This is a genomic window from Leclercia barmai, assembly GCF_049312895.1.
GTDB lineage: Bacteria > Pseudomonadota > Gammaproteobacteria > Enterobacterales > Enterobacteriaceae > Enterobacter > Enterobacter barmai.
In genome coordinates, this window is record NZ_JBMNWZ010000001.1 from 1,652,335 (window position 1) to 1,668,989 (window position 16,655).

Consider the following 16,655-nt stretch of genomic DNA (forward strand, 5'->3'; position numbering starts at 1 on the left):
ACGGCGAGAAGAATCTTAAAGAGCGGAATGTCGGCTTTGTGCCAGGAACGGGCATTACAAACTCTATGATTCGTAATAAAGATTTCTAAAATCATATGGCCCGCCTGGATGGGATATTTACACCTTCACACAGGGAAAAGTGGAATCGCATTATCTTGCCAATAGCTGGCGTATAGAAGTTGGAAGAATACACCATCTTATTGCTGCAATAATCAGCGCTAGAAGATCGTTATGAACTGCTGGTAAATCCCAAGTTTAATGTGGCTTAGGTGGATTGAATCCTTTATCGTATAAACCATTAAGATAAATCTTAAGTCCATATATCAAGTCGACGATAAATTGACCTGATAGCCCTATTCAGCAGGATTTTCGTTCACCTAGGCTCCTCCATTTATAAACATGCCCTAAGTGATATATTCTCATTGGAGACGGAATTTTATGAGCATTAAGGCATATGTCAGTGTCGCCCATAAGCTGGGATTCACTTCGCACCAAAATGCGGTTCCCCTGTTACGTGAATTGGTATTACATAACGAATCTGACCAAACGTACCAGGATTTAACACTGTACTTGCAGACAACACCTGCGGTGCTGGAAGCGAAAATGTGGAAAATTGATCGCTTGCTTCCTCGCTCCTCACTCGATATTCGCGATCGTGATGTCAAACTGAATGCTGAATGGCTGGCTGAACTGACTGAAAGTGTGCTTTGCGAAATCACGTTATGTTTACGCCAGGGAGAGGACGAACTTTTTACCATTAATTATCCCCTTGAAGCCCTGGCAAAAAATGAATGGGGCGGCGATGCGATGATGGAGTTATTGCCGACGTTTATTATGCCGAACGACCCAGCCATAGACCGACTGCTTAAAGCAACAGCAGATGTTCTGCATAGCGCAGGGAAACGCGAATCACTTGATGGCTACGAGAGCAAATCCAGGACGCGAGTCTGGGAGCTGGCTTCTGCTCTCTGGACCGCCATTTGCAATATGAATATCAGCTATGCCCTGCCCCCTGCCAGCTTTGAACGCAACGGTCAGAAGATCCGCACACCCGGCACCATTATTGAAGCCAGAGTCGCAACCTGTCTCGACACGACACTCTTGTTTGCTTCTGCCCTAGAACAAATGGGTCTTAATCCGCTGATTTTGTTAACGGAAGGACATGCTTTTGCCGGTTTATGGCTCCAGCCACAGGAATTCGCACAACTAGTTACCGAAGATGTCTCAGCCGTACGTAAGCGGATTGATTTAAAAGAGATAGTGGTATTTGAAACGACGCTGGCCACCAAAGCACACCCGGCATCCTTTACGCAGGCTTCCGGCGAGGCGCTTCAGCATCTAACGGAAAAAAATTTCTACGCTGTTATCGATGTACGACGCGCACGAATGCAAAAAATCCGCCCGCTTGCCTTGGGTGGAATGACGGCAGCCACTCAGGCCGATGGCGCAGAACAACTCACTTCACATGGGTTTGAAGATGCGCCGCTTCTGCCCTCATTTGATCTTGATATCGAGATCGCTGATGAAAAAAACGCAACCAACCGCCTGGTACAGTGGCAACGTAAACTTTTAGATTTAACTACCCGAAACCGTCTGCTTCACCTGCCGGAAAGTGCGAAAGCTATCCGGTTAATCTGTTCAAATCCTGGCGTGCTAGAAGACAAGCTGGCAGAAGGAAAGCGCCTGCGTATTGTCTCCTTGCCAAATCTGGAAATGGGTGGTCGGGACACAGAGTTATATCAGCAGCAAACTCATGAGAACTTACGCGACGAGTATGCTCAGCTTGCATTAGATCGCGGTGAGGTTGTCTCTCCTCTTGAGCAAGAGCGCCTTGAATCTTCACTAATCGATCTGTATCGAAAATCAAAAAGCGATCTCGAAGAAGGCGGAGCAAATACGCTTTTTCTGGCTGTAGGGTTTCTGAAATGGAAAAAAGCAGCTGATGACCCTAAAAGTTATTTTGCACCGTTGATCCTGCTGCCCATTCAACTTGATCGTAAAAGTGCACTGTCTGGCGTCACGATGCGACTGCTTGAAGAGGAACCTCGCTTCAACCTGACATTACTTGAGTTGCTGCGTAATGATTTCGCACTAACCATCAACGGCCTGGATGCCGAATTGCCTACCGATGAAATCGGGATTGATGTTGACGGCATCTGGAACCTGGTACGTCGTGCTGTACGTGATATGCCGGGCTTTGAGGTGACTCGCGATGTGGTGATTGGCACGTTCTCATTCGCCAAGTATCTGATGTGGAAAGATCTCATCGACCGTACACCACAGTTGATGGAAAGTCCGCTGGTCAGATACCTGATAGAGCGCGGGCAGGAAAATGCGACCCTGGAGAAAAGCGGCGACATCATCGATGTCGATGAGCTGGATGATGAAGTCGGCACGCAGGAGCTTTTTCTGCCATTGCCTGCTGATTCGTCGCAAGTCGCAGCGGTTGTTGCTTCGGCCAAAGGACGCGACTTTGTGCTGGACGGCCCGCCCGGAACAGGTAAATCGCAAACCATTGCCAATATGATTGCCCATAACCTTGCGCTAGGGCGACGTGTGCTGTTTGTCGCGGAAAAAAAAGCCGCGCTGGAGGTGGTTTATCGCCGACTCGAAGCACAAGGATTAGGCGAGTTTTGTCTGGAATTGCACTCCAGCAAAACCTCGAAAATGGATTTCCTTAAGCAGCTCGAACGGGCATGGGATGCACGTGATGCACTGACCGCGCAGGAATGGGAAGAAGAAGCAAGCAAGGTACAAAACCTGCGGGATAAGCTCAATGAGGTTGTGCGGTTACTGCATAAACGTTGGCCTAATGGGCTGACGCTGCATCACGCAATGGGTCGGGTGATAAAAGATGCAAACGTCGCGACACCCCAATTCACGTGGCCAGATAACACTCTGCATACCGCCGAAGAGCTGGAATATTTTAGGCAGATCGCCAGACGACTGGAGTTGAACCGCGATGCCTTTAAACAACATGATGAGCACTTTGCTCCAATTATGCAGACAGATTGGACAAACGGATGGCAATCATCTCTGATCGCCAGCGCAAAAGTGCTGCCTGAAAAAATTGCAAAGCTTGAGCACGCGACCGATGCGCTACTGCAGGCAACAGGCATCACCGTGGAAGACAAAGGGCCGGTAAAATTGGCGCAGCTGGCCTCTTTCTGCGAATTGCTGACGAAAGCAGGCGGCCTCGATCTCAGCTTCATATTCACTCCCGATGCGGCATCCCGTATAGAAGCAGCGCATACGGCAATATCCTTATTGCAGGAGATCACGGCGACCAAAGCACGGCTGTCCGTCACCTACCCTGCCGATAGCTGGCAGCAGGTCAATGTGCCGCAGCTCCAGCAGGCACTGGCGCAAGCAGATAAAAAGTTCTGGTTCTTTGCCACCAGTGCACGCAAAAAAGTTATTCAGAGCATGATGCAACAATATGCACTGAATTCAGCACCTGATTTATCTGCCGATCTGCCTGTGATTGATCTTCTCCAGGCGCTGTTACAACGTCTGACGGCGATCAATAGCGATACAACTCCACTGCCGGGCTGGAATGGACTGGCAACGGATTATAGAAAACTGGAAACGACAGTGGCACTCGCGGAAGAGGTCCGCAGCACACTGGGTTCTTTTGCCTCGTCTCCGCAGCAACTTGCCGGGATTCGCACTGCCGTTAAAACTCTACTTATTGATGCCAATGATCTTCTGGGGTCCGCTGGCGTGGTTGCCAACCTGAACCGGAACCTTCGCACGGCCCTGACCGGTTTCGACGAGGTAAAAACGACATTTTGTGGTCTGATTAAAGCGCCTGGCGAAACGCTGTCCATCCCGACATTACGTGACTGCGCAGTGAACATCCTTCAGCACTCATCGGGGCTGAAAGCATGGAGTGACTGGAGCCGTGTACGAGAGGAAGCCATTTCTCATGGACTGATGCCAATGCTGGATGCGCTGGTTTATCTTGACGCTTCCGACACCAGCGCAACCGACATTTTCGAAACCGCCTATTGCCGCTGGTTCGCCTCATGGGTTATTGACTCCGAGCCGCTGCTCCATAACTTTGTGCCAGCGGAACATATGAGCGATATTGAGGCCTATCGACAGCATACCGATCGTCTGGCGAAGTTAACGGTACGGTATATTCGCGCGCGTCTGTGCGGTGTTATCCCCGCGAAAAATGAGCTTGTCAAACAGGGGGGGTTTGCCTTACTCAAGCATGAACTACAGAAATCTCGCCGTCATAAACCGGTGCGGCAGATGGCGGCAGAGATGGGCGATGCAATGTCAAAACTTGCACCTTGCATGCTGATGAGTCCCCTATCTGTCGCGCAGTTCCTGCCGTCCAGCCAGGCGCTGTTTGATTTGGTTATTTTCGATGAAGCCTCACAAATTTCTCCATGGGATGCTATCGGCGCGATGGCGCGCGGGAAACAAGTTGTGGTGGCTGGCGACCCACGCCAGATGCCGCCAACCAGTTTCTTCAACCGTGGCGCCAGTGATACCGAGGATGATATTGAAGATGATATGGAAAGCATTCTCGATGAATGCCTTGCTGCGGGCTTATACAACCATAGCCTGAGCTGGCACTACCGCAGTCGCCATGAAAGTTTGATCACCTTCTCGAACCATCGTTACTATGACGGTAATTTGATCACGTTCCCGGCATCGGAAACCCGACAAAGCGCCGTGCAGTGGTGCAAAGTTGCCGGAGTGTATTCGAAAGGTAAAGGCCGTCACAACCAGGCTGAAGCCGAAGCCATTGTCGCAGAGACGGTGAAACGCCTGACTGACAAAAAATTCATCGCGTCAGGAAAATCGATTGGCATTATCACGCTTAACACCGAGCAGCAGAAACTTGTCAACGACCTGCTGGACAGAGCCCGTCAGCAGCATCCGGCGATCGAGCCCTTCTTCCAGCAGGATCTTGCAGAACCGGTGGTGGTGAAAAACCTCGAAACCGTGCAGGGGGACGAACGCGATCTGATTATTCTAGGCATTGGTTTCGGACCTACAGAACCCGGTGCTAATACAATGTCGATGAGTTTCGGCCCGCTTAACCGTGAGGGCGGCTGGCGTCGTTTGAATGTTGCCGTGACCCGCGCACGCCAGGAAATGATGGTCTTTACCTCCTTCGATTCATCAATGATCGATCTCAATCGTACCAGTGCACGCGCTGTCGCCGACCTGAAACACTTCATTGAATTTGCCCAGCGCGGTCCACTAGCACTGGCACAGGCTGTTCGCGGTTCCGTTGGCGGTTATGACTCCCCTTTTGAAGAAGCGGTCGCCAATGGTCTGAGGAGAAAAGGCTGGCATGTTGTTCCACAAATCGGCGTGTCCCGATTCCGTATTGATCTGGGGATCGTGCATCCAGATAAACCGGGTGATTACCTTGTGGGAGTTGAGTGCGACGGTGCTACTTACCATAGCGCAGCAACGGCCCGTGATCGTGACAAAGTGCGTAGCGCCATACTGGAAGGGTTGGGCTGGAAATTACTCCGTCTCTGGTCAACCGAATGGTGGATTGATAAAGAAGGTGCGCTTGAGCGGCTCGATTCCGCCATCCGTAATCTGCTTGAAGAATCCAAATCCGCTGATGTAATGCATACGGCGCAGGCAGAAGAATCTGATGATATTTGTGGTGAAATAACCGCTATTGTAGGGTCGGACAATCTCTCGTTAACTTCCACTGTTGTACAGGGAGCCAACGATGAAGAGATCTCAGCACCCGTCGAAGTGATAGAGCAACTCTGTAAAAAGTCTGAAGACAACGATAGCGCAGAGATCGTTGTGTCAGAGCTAAAATACGCTTCATCACTGCACCCGGAAATTAACTTAGCCGCTGAGGGGGATAAATACATCGTTAATGACCTGCAAGAATGGAATAGCAGAGTTGATGCCGAACGCTTCTACATTGGCGGGTATGACGAAACATTGAAAGGGCTCATCGACTCAGTGGTGAAAGCTGAATCTCCACTGCTGGAAACAACGTTGGTGCAGCGCATTGCTCGCATCCATGGTTTCAATCGTGCTGGTAGGCTAATTCGTGAAAGGGTGATGGAGTTGGTAGATCAGCATTATCATGTTGCACCAGACCTTTTTGGTGAAAATTTTGTCTGGCAGTCCACAACTCAGCAGGCAGACTGGAATACGTTCCGTTTGCCTGCTACAGAAAATGATATTCGTCAGATTGATGCTATCGCTGCAGAAGAGCTACGCGCATTGGTGCTGAATACAAAGGGCGAGAACAAAATTGCAGATATTACCCGATCATTGGGCATTAAGCGGCTAACAAGTCACGCAAGACAAAAACTGGAGTCATTACTCTAGGCCAGACAGGCTATTCCTGGGTTATCTACAGGAATAGCCATCATTCAATTTTTCAGTCCTTTTATTTTGTGCCAGCTGTGCAAATTTGACCACCTTGGTTGTAATACAAGGGATATTCAAAAAACAGCTTAACACCTGGAAGCTTACGCTATACGTGTTCATTTCCTCTTGCTCGAGATGTAGATTTAACAACCCTGATGCTACATCTTTCGATGTCGGGTTATTCAGGGAGTCGTGAAGCCGTGGCCCACTCCTCATTGATTAATACTCTATTACTTTAGACGCTTACAAACTGCTTCCAAAGAATCGCTAACTTCCGCTGTTCGCTCATCGCTGCCGAAAATTTCCAATACCAGGCACTTATTTTACCCGATGTCGATATGTTTCCAGGCATTGTCAGACTGTTTCGCCAGGCGATCCCCGGCATCATGACCGGCATCGCACTCCGCTCGCTTATCCATGCCCCCATGTATTACGCGCACCGCAGGCAACCCAAAAAACCTGCCAGCAAACATCCAGACTTACCGGCAGGTTTTTTGTTACTCGCTCTGCACGCCTGCGAAGGTTTTCACCATCCACACGCGGTCAATGGCGCCCGTATCATAATGGGCGAGGGTAAAGACCTGGGCCTGACTCATCACCAGCGCCAGTTCGGGGGTGATATTGAAACTTGCCGCCACTTCATCGCGTTCAAGTTCCGGCCGTCGCTTACGACGTTCAATACGAAAGCGAATCTGGTTGTATTTTGCCCAGCCGATCAGCGCCATACCAATAAGACAGGCCACCAGCAGGTAGATACTCAACGTATTGAGCGTGGTGTAGAACGGCCGGGTCCCTATAAAAGGATCATGTTCAATCGCGTTTATCAGACCACTGTAAATCAGCCAGCTAAACCCCAGCCAGGCAATGATCGTTAACAGGGCATCCAGCACGCGAGGAAGCCGCTGTTGTTCAGTAAAAATTAACGGTTGCATCATGGTTTTAATCTCCCAATACCGCGATCGGGACTCACCCAACGAGCTCTGCTGCGTTTGCGGCGCAGCATGACTTTCGGGAAAGCCACAAGCGTAGTGAACAGGCTCAACATCCAGTACACCACCGGAAACCAGATAACCCAGAACAGCGACGCCGCAATACCCTTCTCGTAGCGTCGTTCAATAAACAGACTGACCGCGAACTGCAACAGACAGACCACGCCCAGCATCAGGCCGGTAAAAGCCGGAGGGAAAAGGTGCTGAACATATAAAGAATCGGGCATCGGAATAAGCAGCCCGATGAGAAACAACAGGATGGTGATGGCATAAGCAAAGGCCCATGCGGTTGACATACAAAACTCAATAAACAGAGGCCACATGCGCCGGTACTCCCAGCCCCACAAGCGACGCATATTGATAATAAACACCTCCGCGCCCCCCTGCGCCCAGCGCAGACGCTGCTTCCAGAGCCCTTTCAGCGTCTCGGGCATCAAAATCCAGCACAGCGCACGAGGTTCAAAGAAAATGGACCAGTGGCGCAGCTGTAACTTCCAGCTGATATCAATATCTTCCGTGATCATATCCGGGCTCCAGTACCCCACCTCTGCCAGGGCGCGACGGCGAAACGCGGCAATGACGCCGGAAACGGTAAAGACCTGACCATAGACGCGCTGGGTACGCTTGATGAGGCCGATAATAGATGAAAACTCCCCCACCTGGACTCGCCCAATCAGCGTTGAACGCGTGCGGATACGCGGATTGCCGGTCACGGCCCCCACGCGAGGATAATTGAGCAGCGGTGCGACCATATATACCGCTGCATCCTTATCCAGCAGCGCATCACCATCAATGCACACCAGAAAATCACTGCGCGCCGCCGCCGCACCCGCCTGCAGGGCTACCGCTTTGCCCTGATTTTCCGCCAGATGAATCACCCGCAGCCGCGGATATTCACTCGCCAGCTTGTCCAGCACGGCCGCGGTGTTGTCTATAGAGCCGTCATTAATAGCAATCACTTCTATATTTTCATAACGTTGCGCCAGCGCCGCTTCGATAGTCTCCCGGGCATTCACCCCTTCGTTAAAGCACGGCACAAGAATGGAAATCAGAGGATTGCCTGCGAGCTCAGGTGGCGGCGTGTCCGGCCCCCATGGCCAGTGGCGCTCGCGGTAAAACCAGAAGTAAAGCCCACCGCTCATCCAGAGGGCCGACATAAACAGCGGCCAGAAAAAGACGAAATTAAGGATCACTTCACCGGTAAAAATCACCGCCACGCCGAGCGGAAAACTGAACATCAGGCAAAGGATCAGGAAGGCGATGAGGCGATCGGTCATTTTTGCGGATACCAGTAAGAGGAAAAAGCAGAACGGATCTCTGCCATCCGGGGTTGATCGTTAATGAAATCGTCCGGGTAGTAGCCAAAGTTTCCGGCGCCGCTCATCTTGAGCTGCCGCATCCACCCGTTAAGCATTTCACCGCTAATATCGTCCTGCCCTGCCCCCTTACGCCAGTCGCGTGCCTGAAGTTCAAAAACCGTTTTATCCAGTGCGCCAGGGTAACGGGCGACCTGCCTGACGAGTCTGTCCAGCCAGGCATTGGCATCCTTGACCGGGACATTTTCCATCAGCGGCATCGCCATCGGGGCTGTCCAGTCGTAGGTGCCGAGAAAATCATTCAGATTCTGCGCAAACCAGGTTTCGCTCTGCGGATCCAGTACCGGCATGGCGTAAATGTTGCGGGCGGTTTTGACCTGTGGCCCGCGCACGGCACGCACGGTTTGCGTGAGCTGTCGGGTAAAATCAATCAGGGCGCGACTTTTAAAGCGCGTCCAGCGCGCCAGCAGCTGCGGGTCGGCGCGGATCTGCGCAATGCTGTCCGGGAAGCCTGCTGCACGATAGGCTTTGAGCGCATCCGGAGAGGCATCCTCAAAGTCGGTCAAAAAAGCGTCATCATGGAACAGGATGCCGCTGAAGTTAGCATGGCGCGCCAGGTCCTCGTAGATGTCGTTGATCCTCTGCCGGGCAACCGCACTCCAGGGGGATAAGCGCAAATAATGGCGGTTATCTGGCGCACTTCGTCCGGTATCTGGCGACCAGGCCGCCACGCGAGGCACCGAGGGATCTAACCCAAACGCCAGCACCGGCATCCAGGCGTAAACCTTCACCCCGGCACGGGTCTGCAGCTGCCAGGACACGAAGTTAAACAGATCCGCCCGCATAGGTAGCCAGCGACTGCGGAAATAGAGCGCATTGACGTTGCCATCCCCTTTAGGATCGGCATAGGCCTGTAAAAAGACGTGGGTTATCTTCATGTCGAAAACACGCTGGATGAGCACATCAATATTTCTACGCTGTTGAGCCGGGTTTTTGTCATACACATAGTCGAGATCGATATGCATAACCCGCATGGTGTCAGGTTCCCTGACCTGGGCTATCTGGCTGGCGAAACTGCGCAGCGAAGGGTTGTTGGAAATCAGCACCCGGGGAATGTCTTCCAGACTGGCGGCATTCGCCAGACCCTGATTCAGGCTGAACGCCATCTGGTAGCCCTGCTGATGCGCGAGCTTCAGCGTGGTCCCGCTCGCCGCACCGTAGGGCCAGACCCAGGCTCGCGGTGCTTTCCCGGTGACCTCTCTGATTTTGTTCGAAATGCGAGCCAGGTCGGCACCCATACGCTGTTCAAACTGCGCATCCGTTTCGTACTGCCCGCGGGTTTTATCGTAGAAACGGTTAGCGGCCGCGGGCTCCTGACTGCCCTGCGGATTGGCCTGGTGGCCGTAATGGGATGCCCAGGTGTGCGCACCCACTTCCACCAGCCCCGACTCGCTGGCCTCGCGTACCATCTTCCAGGTGGCAAATTTTTCCCGCGGCGTTTTTAGTCCGCCAAAATCCACCAGCGAATGTTCCGGGGCATCCACCCAACTGCCGACAGGCGCCCAAAGAGCAGGCCATTTGAACAACCGAAGCAGCGGCAGAACGCGCGTCGAGAAGCTACTGTATCCATCATCAAAGGTCAGCATCACCGCCTTTTCAGGCAATGTCGTTTTCCCGGCATGGGCATCCAGCACCTGCTGCACGCTAATCGGGTGGTAGCCGTTATCATTCAGCCAGGCAAACTGGTCGTTCAGGGCGCTGGTGCGCACGGACAGATAGCGCTGATCGGCGGCACCGTCCTCCACGTCATGCCAGGCCAGCACCAGAAAGCTGTTTGTGGGCCAGCGCTGGTCCGCATACAGCGCCGGTCGCTCGGCGGGAGGAAGATAACGCGGTGCCGCGGCCAGTGCATACATGCTCATCATCATCCACCCGACGATTACCCCTGCGGCAAGAAGCCATCGTTTCATCATGAAGCGCCCTTAAAACCTGACATTCAGATCAAATGCGAGGGCAATATTGCGCTCCCGCTTCCCGTCGTAAGGACGCTTATCCCAGGTCAGTTTCACCCCGGCATCCACTACGTTATTCCATTGAATTCGTTGCCCGTAACCTAACTGGTTGATGGCTCCAGGGCTGTGCCCTTTTTGCCAGTAACCGCCCGCTCCCGCCTCAAACTGCTGCTTCCAGACCGTGTCGTAATGGCGATACAGCACCTGTTCGGCGCGCAGCCCTGCCACCGCCGAAAAATCACGTTTGGGGTTGTAATAAGGCACATCTTCTTTGCTGTTATTACTGCCGCCGATGCCAGGGATGAAATCCAGAGTAAAACGTGGCGACGTCCAGAGGCGTTCTTTACCGCTGATGCCGTATTCCAGCCGATCGTTGCCGTCGGTGAAGTGCGCGCCGGAAAGCGAAACTTGATATTCGCGTCGTTCGTTCTGATACCAGCGCACCCACAGATCGCCGCCGTTGGAGTTCACCCCATTGCGCAGGGCACGCAGCGGCGTGTTACGGGATAACCGCTCCGCCGAGGCCCCGGCCCGCCAGTTGTCGCTGAAATCGTACCAGCCGGAGAGGCGTCCGCCGATTTTCTGATCGCTGCCATCATTGCGCCCGGAGATCTCCATCTCGGCCCAGAGATCCCTTGAGGTCCACTCCGCGCCCGCCAGCAGGTCCCGGCTTATTCCCTTCCCCTCCTCAAAATCGCCACGGGCAAAGTTGTAGCCGGTAAACAGTCGCCAGTTTTGGTTAATCGGTGGGCTATAAAGTGCCGTGTTGAGGGTGAAATCGTTTTTGCCGCTGACCGGACTGTCGGAGGAGATGCCCTGAGACCCGGCTATGCGCAGTTCAGCTTTGTTATGCACCGCCATCAGTCGTTCAAGCTGCAACGTGGCGGCGTCATCCGGGCTGCGCTTGACCACATCCTTCGTCAGCTCGTCGGCCTGCCGCCACTCCTGCAGATCCATAGCCGTCCATGCCTGTTGCCGTTCCAGCGCCAGGTTGCTGGGTTCAATGACTTCAGCAAGCTTAAGTTCGCGCTCTGCGGCACGCGGTAACCCTCTCGCCAGCAGCACTGAGGCATAGGCAATACGCAGCGCCTGGTTACCCGATCCTGTACGCGCCAGCCGCTCCGCATGCGTCTCGGCTGCAGGCAAATCATTGGTGGCCACCAGATATTCGGTTTGTAAGGTTCTGGCCAGCAGCCAGCTGTCATTAGGCTGCGGTGTGGGAGAACCATAGATCCGTTGCAGGTACGGGGTCTCTTTACTGTAGGTATCCAGCTGCTGCTTCGCTTCGTCGAAATGGTTGTTATCGAGACGGGCATACAGCAACTCCTGTTGATCGTCCATGGTCAGCGGCTGTGATGCCAGGGTTGAGCCACGCGGAAAATAGATGCTTTCAAGCAGCGACTCGGCTTTGTCCGGCTGCTTCTGCGCAAGATATGCAGAAGCGACCCATCTTCTGGCGTAGTCAGGAACGGGCTTTCCGTTCGCCTCGAGCGATTCAAATTCGGCGATCGCGTCATCCATATGTTTACGGATAACCAGCGCCCCCAGCCGGTCAATTCTTGCGCGTCGCACATCAGCCTGCGCCTCGGGGTTGTCTTTCCACTCGTCAATCAGCGCGTTATAGCGAGCCAGTGCTTTGTCTGCCACCAGAAATCGCTCATCTTCATTGCGGGTGGGCGTGAACGCCGCGCGGACGGTTTGCGCCGCCGCATCCAGTTCAAGCTGACGTTTAATGGCATCCGGCTGCGGGTAGCGCTCTGAAAGGGTCAGCGCGGGGCCGGCAATACGGTTGGCCGACATGGCAGCCAACAGCGTGGGCACCACGTTTTTGTTTTGGTCTGAATCGGTATCGAGTTGGCTGGCCGCCAGGACGGAATCCCAGTTTTTCCCCTGAGCATGATAAACATACGCCAGCAGTGCCTCTCTCTCTGGCCCCGGCTCCTCGTCTGCCCAGCGCCGGGCTTCGGTGATGGCCTGCTCGTTGCGATGGGCATCTGCGAGCGTCATTATCCAGCCGGTGCGGGCGTCGCTATTACCAGGCTCGTCTTGCAGAACGGTTTCCCAGACGGCCAGCGACGCATTCCACTGCTTTTGGTTACGCAGCGCGCGGGCGGCAGCGACCTGCCCCCGGGCAGGGATGGCCATGCGCTGGCGATAACGATCCCATACCGCCAGCGTTTCAACGTCATTATTGGCCCATGAGGAAACCTGAAGCCAGTCAGCAATCTCTCCCGCCGTTAACTGTGTCTGCTGTTCCCGAACGGCAAGGTATTGCAATAAAGGCTGGCGGTCGCCATCCCGTGCCTGAATAATAAGTTCATCGTAGGCAGACGTTTGGGCGTATGCCCATGTCGGGAATAACATGCTCACCATTAATAAGTATCGTCCTGAACGCAGTTTAATAACCCGCGAGGAGCAGGAAACTCTGAACATAGTTAACCCTTTATCTCTGTTATAACGTGAGCCTTTCATTTATTCATGACGAAAAGATGACTGAAATTCAATAAATAAACAAGCAACAAAAAAGTCTATATAAATTTAAAATCTCATGCTTTTTCCTTATTTATTATTTTTCAGCCAGGCACTACCGTTTTTTTCAAACAACCCCTAAGCGCCACTCAAAAAGTTAGCAGCCACCTTTATCTTTTACCAACCCATAAAATAAAAAAAACACGCCGGAGCGTGCTTTTCATGTTAATCTCATTCTTTCGTCTCAGATCCTTTCTGCATACTCAGTAAAAAGTGCTGGCAATGCCTGTTAAAAATTCTTATCCAGCGAAAGCGTGATATTTCTCTGTCGATAATCATAGAAATCGATATTGCTGTCGACCCGCTTCCAGGTGAAATTCAGTTTCGGCATAACCCCAAAGAAATAAAGGTCGCGATGCCAGAGCGAGAGATTATAGATCTGTTCATTATCTTTCCGGCGCGTCGAGAATATATCGCTGTCGGCCTGGTAATCGCGTCTGGCAACGGCCGTGGTGGCGGCAAAAGAGAGTTGCCAGGGCATATCAACCTGCACCCCGCTGCGCAAACCTACCCGATGGTTAGATTCACTGCGGGTGAAGGTCTGCTGATCGAGCAGATCGAAGCCAGCAAATCCTGACACCCGGTTACTGAAGGCATGGGACAGGGTTGTGGAAGAGTAACGGTTTTGCCCGCGCAGGAATCGATAATCTTGATCATCATAATCCAGCTTCTGATATTCCAGCGCCTGACTCACCTGCCAGGTGGGCGTCAGTAAATAACTGTATTCGGCGCGCACGCCAGGGCCAGAAGAATACGCCTCGGTGCCATACCATCTTTTTTCATAAAAAGGCAACAGGGCAAATTGCTGGCGGAAATTACGCCATTGATATCCGGCATAAGCACGGGTGGTAATATCATCAAAATCATGATTATTCCAGTAACTCTTTCCGTTTACCGTACCCAGAAATCGCAAGCCATGCTGATCGTAGAGTTGTACATCTTTTTGTAATGCGCCATTGAACCAGAAACCTTCCCCACGCTGAGGGAAACTATCCTTATTACGAATAAAAAGACGATCGCCAACCCGAATGGTTTTACCCGATGACGCATTATTCACATTGCTGTCATTCAGATAGCTCAGGCTGAATGAACCCGTTAATGCGCTGCCTTTCTGAATGCGCTCAAGATATTGGGCAATGACCTGCTGAATATTCTCAGGCGGATTGCTTTGTAATACGCGACGAAATTGATAATCAGCCGCGTCAAACTGCCGATTTTCAAACATGGCACGCGCTAAATCCAGACGCACCGCCGCATAGTCAGGATGCTGACTCAGAATAGCGCGATAGTGTTCTATCGCCTCTGCATAATGCCCCTGACTGCGCGCCAGACCGGCTTTTGCAAAAAGAATCAGGGTTGAATCCGGATTGGGTGACGCCTCGTAGACAGGTAAAATGGCACGCACCATTGGCCACTTTTCTTCACGAATGGCCTGATCGAGCAGCGCCATCGCCAGCTCTGGCTTTTCCGCCAGTTGAGCATTGGTCACATGCAGCGTGTTATCGCCAGACCCGGCGCGCTTGTCCGGCGTGGTCAGTCGTTCAAAGTGGGGAGCAGCAGGAATCGAGTCGGTTTCCGGCGGCGCAGCAAAGGCAACGCTGAGCGGGCACAGCAAACTCAGTGCGCCAGTACGCAAAATAGTCATAGAAAGGCTTACCATCTGAAGGTCCGGTCAGCCAGGCTGACCGGGAAACGATTTATTGACGTGTCGCGCCAAAGGAAGCGTTTTTAGTGGTGTCTGCAAACTGCGCCACACCGCCTAACTCTTCAGCCGTGGGACCATTGAAATGGCCGGTGAACGTTCCCGCCTGCCCGCCGGATTGCGCATTACCGGTGAAACCCCCGTTGGCAATGTTGCCCTGCATCGCAATTTCGCTACCAAAGGTATCATTTCCGGCAATGGTGCCGTTGATGGTTTTCGCAGCAAAATCAATGTTAAAGCTGGCATCGCTCAGGATATCTTCACGCATACCGTGACCCACATAGGTCGCCGTTCCCTGGGTTGGCACGTTAGCCGCGAGCGTGGCATCCCCGGTGTAGAAGACGTCATGCTGCCCTTTTTCAAACTGTGTCCAGGTACCGAACGTGGTGTAACTCATACGGCCACAGCACCATGACGTTGAGGAGACCGGGGAACGGTCGTCACGGGTGAGCCGCTGGGTTTGCACCAGGCCCGCAGAGATCCCGGTGCCGCGCATAACATATTCACGGCCCTCAGGAGTGGTGTAGGTCCAACCGGAAAGGGTACCGCCGGTGGTCAGGCTGACCGGTGCCGTGGCCGGGGTTTCCGGCGTGGTGCCCGTATTGCTGTTATCCGTTTGCTCAGGCGCAGTGGTTACCGGGGGCGCGCTGTCGCTACCACCGCCCCCGCCGCCGCCGCCGCCACATGCAGTCAGTACAAAAGCGGTCAGTAATAAACCAGTTTTTAAGATCCCCATACGCTAAACGTCCTTGGTTGTGAATAAATTCGCATGATTTGTAACATAATTTTTGCGAATGAATTTACGCCAAAACATTCAGCATCTCTAATGAATAGGACTTATTCCCGTTAATTATAAGATTAATCTTAACAACAACTTAAATAACCTCACGCCTGCGAATCCGTTAACCGGCGTTAATTTGACTTAAGGCGATTAATTAGCGCTTTTTATTATGTGCCCTTATTTACCCGATGTTCAGATACCAACAGGACGGGATATAAAGTTAAAGAGATAATTGACGACTCAGGATAAGGCAGACGATACGCATCGGGACTAAATCTGAACTCATCAACGGTCCGCTTTGTGCCAAAAGCGGACATTTATTTGTAAAAGAACTGAGTTATCTTTGCCAAGCCTGCTCTTATCAAGCTGAATCAGGTGATGGGCCACGTTCCAGGAACGTAGAAAGCGCGATATAGCTGCGCACAGAGCGTACACCCTCAAGGCTCTGAATCTCCATCAGGAAATTTTCCAGCGATTCGGTATCGGCGGCCCGCACTTTGATAAAGACGCAGCCGTCACCGGCAACGGTATGTAATTCTTCCACTTCCTTGCGGTTGGTGAACTGCAAAAGGGCACGTGTCGCATGATAGCTGCTGGTATCGATAACAAGGAACGTTAAAAGGGTCCGTCCCAGTTTGCAGCCATCCAGTACCGCCACGGTACCCTTGATTACCCCATCACGCTTCAGTCGTTTTACGCGATCGTGAACTGCGGGGGCCGATAAATTCACAATCTCGCTCAACTCCGTATAGCTGCGGCCTGCGTCATCCGCTAAGGCACCTAATATTTTTCGGTCAATGGCGTCCAGTTCCGCTGGTTTATGCCTTGTCTGCCGAATACCATCTTTTTCTTTATCAAATGTACTCATATGGCTTCTCATTCTGAATGAAAATATGAATATACTTTATTCCACCTAATATTATTAAGCCACAAAACAGATAATGGAGTTGC

General features: G+C 52.4%; 8 protein-coding genes. 1 reads left to right on the plus strand and 7 read right to left on the minus strand.

Going from position 1 to position 16,655, the window contains the following annotated elements:
* Positions 1 to 438 precede the first annotated feature (438 nt).
* Positions 439 to 6,333 carry a DUF3320 domain-containing protein gene (locus ACOYA6_RS07860; RefSeq protein ID WP_422654442.1) on the plus strand — a complete coding sequence of 1,965 codons (5,895 nt, stop codon included), beginning with the start codon at positions 439 to 441 and terminating at the stop codon, positions 6,331 to 6,333.
* A gap of 539 nt (positions 6,334 to 6,872) precedes the next feature.
* On the opposite strand, the gene pgaD is transcribed toward ACOYA6_RS07860, so the two are convergent.
* The 7 genes from pgaD to ACOYA6_RS07895 form a co-directional block, all read right to left on the minus strand.
* Entirely contained in the window at positions 6,873 to 7,310 is a 438-nt protein-coding gene (gene pgaD, locus ACOYA6_RS07865; protein WP_039028573.1) for a poly-beta-1,6-N-acetyl-D-glucosamine biosynthesis protein PgaD, read from the minus strand.
* A complete protein-coding gene (gene pgaC, locus ACOYA6_RS07870) occupies positions 7,307 to 8,641 on the minus strand; it encodes a poly-beta-1,6-N-acetyl-D-glucosamine synthase (protein ID WP_223075391.1) in 1,335 nt (444 codons plus the stop codon). The genes pgaD and pgaC overlap by 4 nt, the downstream gene beginning before the upstream one ends.
* Positions 8,638 to 10,653, minus strand: a complete 2,016-nt coding sequence (gene pgaB, locus ACOYA6_RS07875; protein WP_422654443.1) for a poly-beta-1,6-N-acetyl-D-glucosamine N-deacetylase PgaB — start codon at positions 10,651 to 10,653, stop codon at positions 8,638 to 8,640. Before pgaB ends, pgaC begins: the two co-directional genes overlap by 4 nt.
* 9 nt (positions 10,654 to 10,662) lie before the next feature.
* A complete protein-coding gene (gene pgaA / locus ACOYA6_RS07880; RefSeq protein WP_422654444.1) occupies positions 10,663 to 13,125 on the minus strand; it encodes a poly-beta-1,6 N-acetyl-D-glucosamine export porin PgaA in 2,463 nt (820 codons plus the stop codon).
* Positions 13,126 to 13,450: 325 nt separating this feature from the next.
* Positions 13,451 to 14,866 (minus strand): surface lipoprotein assembly modifier, encoded by a 1,416-nt coding sequence (locus ACOYA6_RS07885; RefSeq protein WP_422654445.1) that lies wholly within the window; start codon positions 14,864 to 14,866, stop codon positions 13,451 to 13,453.
* A 52-nt stretch (positions 14,867 to 14,918) separates the two neighbouring features.
* The gene (locus ACOYA6_RS07890) at positions 14,919 to 15,659 is read right to left on the minus strand and encodes a Slam-dependent surface lipoprotein (RefSeq protein WP_422654446.1); all 741 of its coding nucleotides are present in this window, start codon (positions 15,657 to 15,659) and stop codon (positions 14,919 to 14,921) included.
* A gap of 406 nt (positions 15,660 to 16,065) precedes the next feature.
* On the minus strand, positions 16,066 to 16,572 hold the full coding sequence (locus ACOYA6_RS07895) for an Lrp/AsnC family transcriptional regulator (RefSeq protein ID WP_170927880.1): 507 nt from the start codon (positions 16,570 to 16,572) through the stop codon (positions 16,066 to 16,068).
* Between the last annotated feature and the right edge of the window lie 83 nt (positions 16,573 to 16,655).

Coding starts and splice junctions, on each gene's coding strand:
- ACOYA6_RS07860 (WP_422654442.1), top strand. CDS start 439: ATGAGCATTAAGGCATATGTCAGTGTCGCCCATAAGCTGGGATTCACT.
- pgaD (WP_039028573.1), bottom strand. CDS start 7,310: ATGATGCAACCGTTAATTTTTACTGAACAACAGCGGCTTCCTCGCGTG.
- pgaC (WP_223075391.1), bottom strand. CDS start 8,641: ATGACCGATCGCCTCATCGCCTTCCTGATCCTTTGCCTGATGTTCAGT.
- pgaB (WP_422654443.1), bottom strand. CDS start 10,653: ATGATGAAACGATGGCTTCTTGCCGCAGGGGTAATCGTCGGGTGGATG.
- pgaA (WP_422654444.1), bottom strand. CDS start 13,125: ATGTTCAGAGTTTCCTGCTCCTCGCGGGTTATTAAACTGCGTTCAGGA.
- ACOYA6_RS07885 (WP_422654445.1), bottom strand. CDS start 14,866: ATGACTATTTTGCGTACTGGCGCACTGAGTTTGCTGTGCCCGCTCAGC.
- ACOYA6_RS07890 (WP_422654446.1), bottom strand. CDS start 15,659: ATGGGGATCTTAAAAACTGGTTTATTACTGACCGCTTTTGTACTGACT.
- ACOYA6_RS07895 (WP_170927880.1), bottom strand. CDS start 16,572: ATGAGTACATTTGATAAAGAAAAAGATGGTATTCGGCAGACAAGGCAT.